The 6,000-nt window shown below is 42.6% G+C and carries 4 protein-coding genes and 1 pseudogene; all 5 read left to right on the top strand.

Annotation, left to right across the window (positions count from 1 at the left end):
• The first annotated feature begins 153 nt into the window (after positions 1 to 153).
• Positions 154 to 1,440: a serine--tRNA ligase gene (gene serS, locus JMX91_RS06775; protein ID WP_201548226.1), complete on the top strand. Its 1,287-nt coding sequence runs from the start codon at positions 154 to 156 to the stop codon at positions 1,438 to 1,440.
• A gap of 295 nt (positions 1,441 to 1,735) precedes the next feature.
• Positions 1,736 to 3,733 (top strand): transketolase, encoded by a 1,998-nt coding sequence (gene tkt / locus JMX91_RS06780; protein WP_201548227.1) that lies wholly within the window; start codon positions 1,736 to 1,738, stop codon positions 3,731 to 3,733.
• Positions 3,734 to 4,007: 274 nt separating this feature from the next.
• A complete protein-coding gene (locus tag JMX91_RS06785) occupies positions 4,008 to 4,529 on the top strand; it encodes a hypothetical protein (RefSeq protein ID WP_201548228.1) in 522 nt (173 codons plus the stop codon).
• 85 nt (positions 4,530 to 4,614) lie between these two features.
• Positions 4,615 to 5,532, top strand: a complete 918-nt coding sequence (locus tag JMX91_RS06790; RefSeq protein ID WP_201548229.1) for a nuclease-related domain-containing protein — start codon at positions 4,615 to 4,617, stop codon at positions 5,530 to 5,532.
• 52 nt (positions 5,533 to 5,584) lie between these two features.
• A pseudogene (locus JMX91_RS06795) lies at positions 5,585 to 6,000 on the top strand (transposase); the annotation flags it as partial.

Here is a 6,000-nt window from a genome sequence, read left to right on the forward strand (position 1 = left end):
TCTTGGTATTATAGCGTCTACAAGATATGTTGATATAAAACATAACGTCATAGCCAGTTATCACAAAGACCGTGATAGCGATACGCTAGGCAATTACCTTATTAATAATACTTTTAAACCTTTTACTCACCTTTAGTGTTACAGGCAACTACTATGATTGATCCGAAACTCTTACGCGGCGATTTAAGCGACCTACAACAGCAGCTAGCCACCCGTGGTTATGAGCTTGATATGGAGTTCTGGCAAACGATTGAAAACGAGCGCAAGTCTCTACAAGTTAAAACCGAAGAGTTGCAATCGCGCCGTAACGCTGGTGCTAAGCAAGTAGGTGCCCTAAAAAAATCAGGCGAAGATGCCAGTGAGCTATTGGCTGAGATGCAAAGCGTTAGCGGTGAGATTAAAGCTGCGGAAGACGAGTTACGTACGTTACAAGAGCGCATCACTCAAGCGGCTTTGCAAATTCCGAATATTCCGGCGGCGGATGTACCAATCGGTACGTCAGAAGATGATAACGTAGAAGTGCGTAAGTGGGGCACGCCGCGTACGTTTGACTTTGGGATTCAAGATCATACACATATCGGTGAGACACTTGGTATGCTGGACTTTGAAGCAGCGACTAAGTTAACTGGTAGCCGTTTTAACGTGCTAAAAGGACAATTGGCGCAATTGCATCGCGCACTAATTCAATTCATGTTGAATACACATACTATGAAGTACGGCTATCTTGAGACCTATGTACCTTACATCGTTAATAGCGATAGCTTAAAAGGCACGGGTCAGTTACCTAAGTTTGAAGATGATCTGTTTAAATTAAGCAATCACACGAATAACGATGAAATGAATTTTTACCTTATTCCAACCGCTGAAGTGCCAATGACCAACTTGGTACGCGGCGAACGTTTGGATATTAAAGAGCTACCGCTAAAATTCACCGCGCATACGCCATGTTTCCGCAGTGAAGCTGGCTCACACGGGCGTGATACTCGCGGCTTGATTCGTCAGCATCAGTTTGAAAAAGTTGAAATGGTCAATGTCGGTACCGCTGAGCAATCTGATGAGTTGCTTGAGGCAATGACAGGACAGGCTGAATATATCTTGCAGCAGCTTGAGTTGCCATACCGCACAGTGCAGCTATGTACGGGAGATATGGGTTTTGCCGCACAAAAAACTTATGACATCGAAGTATGGTTGCCAAGCCAAGATACCTATCGTGAAATCTCTAGCTGCTCTAACTGTGGTGATTTCCAAGCGCGCCGTATGGGTACGCGTGTCAAAGATGGCAAGCAAACCAGCTTGGCTCATACTTTAAATGGTTCAGGTTTGGCCGTAGGTCGTACGCTACTGGCAGTGATGGAAAATCATCAAAACGCTGATGGCAGCATTACGATTCCAGAAGTATTACGTCCGTTTATGGGCGGTGCTGAGACTATTTCAGTTTAATAAATTGACTATAAGTAATGAGCTGCCTGTCATTTAGGTCACTCGCAGCTTGTTATTTATAACTTAAATCAAAGTCCGTCATTGCTCATCGTTTAACAAAACTGATGTGAGTCATTGCTAAATATAAACGGTCTTGTTACCGCATTTTTGGCTAGGCTCATTGCAAATATGTTAATATTGCATTTTTATTTTATAGCCTATCCGTTGAGGACGCCTGTCGCGTTTTTGATGGATTATCCTCTGAGTAAACTCTCCTCTTATCTTTATACGACTCATTCGAATATTAGGACACTCTATGCCAGCTCCAATTAGCGAACGTAAACTAGCCAATGCCATCCGTGTACTGTCGTTTGACGCGGTTCAAAAAGCCAACTCTGGACATCCGGGTGCGCCAATGGGCATGGCTGATATTGCCGAAGTTTTGTGGCGCAAATTTTTGAAGCACAATCCAGCTGATCCTAATTGGCACAACCGTGATCGCTTTGTACTGTCAAACGGTCATGGCTCGATGCTTATTTATTCATTGCTACATTTATCAGGTTACGATGTGAGCGTTGATGACCTAAAAGGTTTCCGTCAGCTGCATTCAAAAACCCCAGGGCATCCTGAACTTGGTTACACACCTGGTGTCGAGACTACCACTGGTCCACTAGGACAAGGTATTGCTAATGCCGTTGGTTTTGCAATCGCAGAAAAAACCTTAGCCGCACAGTTTAACCGCGACGGTCATAACGTCGTAGATCATCATACTTATGCGTTCTTGGGCGATGGCTGCTTGATGGAAGGTATCAGTCATGAAGTTTGCTCACTGGCTGGCACGTTGGCGCTTGGTAAGTTGGTATTCTTCTACGATGATAATGGTATCTCAATCGACGGTAATGTCGAAGGCTGGTTCACTGATGATACCGAAGCGCGCTTTAAGTCTTACGGCTGGCAAGTTATCAAAGTTGACGGTCATGATACTGCTGCAATCACGCAAGCGACTGAGCAAGCCATTGCAGAGACTGCTAAGCCAAGTCTAATTATTTGTAAAACCACGATCGGTGCTGGTAGCCCTAACAAACAAGGTCTAGCCGCCAGTCATGGTGCACCACTTGGTGATGACGAAATTGCCTTGACTCGTGATGCGCTATCTTGGAAGCATGCCCCATTTGAATTAGATGACGAAATCTATGAAGCGTGGGATGCTAAAGCAAAAGGCGACGTACAGCAAAAGAACTGGGACGCTGACTTTGAAGCATACAAAAAAGCCTATCCAGAGCTTGCTGCAGAATTGTCACGCCGTCTCAATGGCGAGTTGCCTGCTGACTTTGCTAGCCAAGCGCAAGCTTATATTCAGCAAACGCAAGAAGCGGGCGGTGATGTCGCTAGTCGTAAAGCCAGCCAAAATGCAATCAACAGCTTGCAGCCATTATTACCAGAACTATTGGGTGGCTCAGCGGATCTAGCTGGCTCAAACCTGACGCTATTTAAAGGCGCTAAAGGCATCGAGAAAGACGCTGACGGCAACTATATCTATTACGGTGTACGCGAGTTTGGTATGACCGCGATTGCCAATGGTATCGCATTGCATGGTGGCTTTATTCCTTACGTAGCGACGTTCCTGATGTTTATGGAATACGCACGTAACGCAGTACGCATGGGCGCACTGATGAAGCAGCGCGTCATCCATGTCTATACGCATGACTCTATCGGTTTGGGTGAAGATGGCCCAACGCATCAGCCTGTCGAGCAATTGACTAGCCTACGTACTACGCCAAACCTACGTACATGGCGTCCGTGTGATGCGACTGAATCTGCCAGTGCTTGGGTAGAAGCAATCAAATCAGAAAACAACCCATCTGCATTGATCTTTAGCCGTCAAAGCTTGCCACATCAGGCACGTGATAGCGAGCAAGTAGCGAACATCACCAAAGGTGGCTATATACTTGCGAAAGAGCAGGGCGAGCTACAAGCCATCATCATCGCGACAGGTTCAGAAGTTGGCCTAGCGATGGAAGCGTATGAAGCGTTGAGCGCAAATGGCGTTGGTGTCCGTGTGGTGTCTATGCCATGTGCTGAGATTTTCGTTGAGCAAGAGGCTAGCTATCGTGAAGCGGTATTGCCTGCCAATATCCGTGCTCGCGTCGCCGTAGAAGCGGCTCACGTGGATTACTGGTATAAGTTCGTTGGTCTAGATGGCAAAGTCATCGGTATGACCACTTATGGCGAATCTGCGCCTGCCAGTGACTTGTATAAAGAGTTCGGTATCACGACTGACGCTGTGATTGAAGCGGTAAATAGTTTGGTGTAATACACTAACTGAGTGAGTATTTAAAAAAAGAGCCATCAGAGAAATCTGGTGGCTTTTTTTATGGTTCAATTTTTGACTTTAGAGCTGTTTATTTGGTCTATTTATATCGATATTGTCAGTTGTGAAATAATTGCTACTATTAATACTAAAATTTGTGTTTCTACGCGATGGTTTGGTGGTAAATGCGAACTATATTTCAGCAGTAGTTTAAAAGGTATACTGAACGCACTGTATAGAATAAAATTTATCTTTATTCAATATGTTGAGAAAAACGATGCAAAATTTTATTCAAATCATATCTGAAAGTACAGAGTCCAATATTGAAACGTTTAATAAAGTTGAAGAGTCAACTCGTAATAAACTTGAAAATTTAGGCTCAACTAGGTTAGTACTAACACTTCAAAAGATGCAGTGGGAAAGAAGTATTTTCGCTATAGGAATGTTTTCACTATTTGAAGCAGTAGTTCAAAAAGAACTCAAGATTGAGAAAGGGTCAGCCTTTAAGGAGTTAAAACAGAAGCTTAAAAATAATAATAAGATAGAATTACTTGAAAATTTTGAAGATTTTTATTATGCAATCAATGTATTAAAGCATGGCAAAGGTATGTCCTATACAAAGCTTCTAGATAAACAAAGTGATCTACCATTTGAAATTACGCCAGCTGGTTCAATATTTAGAAATGAAGGTGATGTATCAGAGATAGAAACTCTAGTTTGCGTAGACAACAATTTTTTAGAAAGATGTTTAGCAGTTATTTGCCAATGCTATGATGAGCTATTTAGAGTTTCATTATAATATCTATCTTGCCGATACGTCAGATCCATCATATAAATTAATTAAATGCGATCATTTGTCTTGTTGTTGAACTGAGATAAAAACCATGTCCCTAAAATCCAGCTTTAAAGGTTTCCTAGGTGAGACCGTCATCAACGTCGCTATGTGGCTTAAGCTTGAAAAAGATGTTTATCACCGATTAAACGGTATTACCTTGCCAAGAGCCAATGGTGGCAGTACCCAAATCGATCATATCATCGTTTCTGTATACGGCATCTTTGTGATTGAGACCAAAAACTATAAAGGCTGGATATATGGTAGCGAGAATCAAAGACAGTGGACGCAATCCTTTCCTAATGGAAGTAAGTTTAAATTTCAGAACCCATTGCGCCAGAACTACTTGCACATTAAGACGCTCGCAGATTTATTAGGCTTGGAGCTGAGCTATTTTCATTCGATGATTGCTTTCATCGGTGAGTGTGAGCTAAAAACCCGCGATGAGTTGCCCGAGCATGTATTGACGAGTGGTATGGTATCTTATGTGAAAAAAAAGCAAGATAAGATACTCACTGAAGATGAGGTTGCATCTATCGTTGAGCAGATTAATAGCAATAGATTTAGCAAATCTTGGCGCACTAACAGAGAGCATAAAGCCTATCTAAAAGACAAGCATAGCAATCCAAGCCAGAATACAAACAAACAGCCTAGCGGTAACGCTACTGATAAACCAGTTGCTGTTGCTGTTGCTGGAGTAGCTAATAAGCCTACACCAGAGCCGATAATAAAAGAAACCGCTAAACGAGCTATTCTAAAAAGTAGGGAAGTGCATCGATGGTCTGGTCAGACTGAAATTGAATCTAGCGATTTACCAATTGATAGTATGGACACTCAGCAGGCAGTCATTCCGCATACAATTACATCGCACGATATTGCTGATAAGGTTTTTCTTACGCCGTTTGAAGTTATGGAGCCTGAACTAGCAGCGAGTTCTTCTGCGACAATTGAGGTGATTGAGCTATGCTGAAAAAACTGTAGAACCAAACTTGGTAAACTAACGACTCAATGAGGAGTTTATCATGACTAAGAAAATCAGAACCTATAGTGCAGCATTCAAAGCTGAAGCTGTTAAAAAGATAGCAGATAATAATGGCAATGTTTCAGCGACTGCAAAGCAGCTTGGCATCGCCATGCAGACATTATCTAACTGGCAAAACAAAGCTGATAAAGGCAAGCTGATCGGTACTAAAGAATATGATCCTGAGCTCATGGCTATACTAGAAGAGAATAAACGTCTTAAACGTGATCTAAAAGTTGCTCAGGAAGAGCGAGATATTCTAAAAAAGGCCACGGCGTACTTCGCGAAACACAGTTGATGAAGTACGTCTTTATCAAGGATAATCAGAAGATATTTAGCATCACCTGTATGTGTCACGTATTAGATGTCAAGCCATCAAGCTATTACAACTGGATAAATCGTGGTGTTAGTAATCAG

Origin of the sequence: Psychrobacter sp. Pi2-1 (assembly GCF_904846645.1) — a bacterium.
In the GTDB taxonomy this organism is placed as follows: domain Bacteria; phylum Pseudomonadota; class Gammaproteobacteria; order Pseudomonadales; family Moraxellaceae; genus Psychrobacter.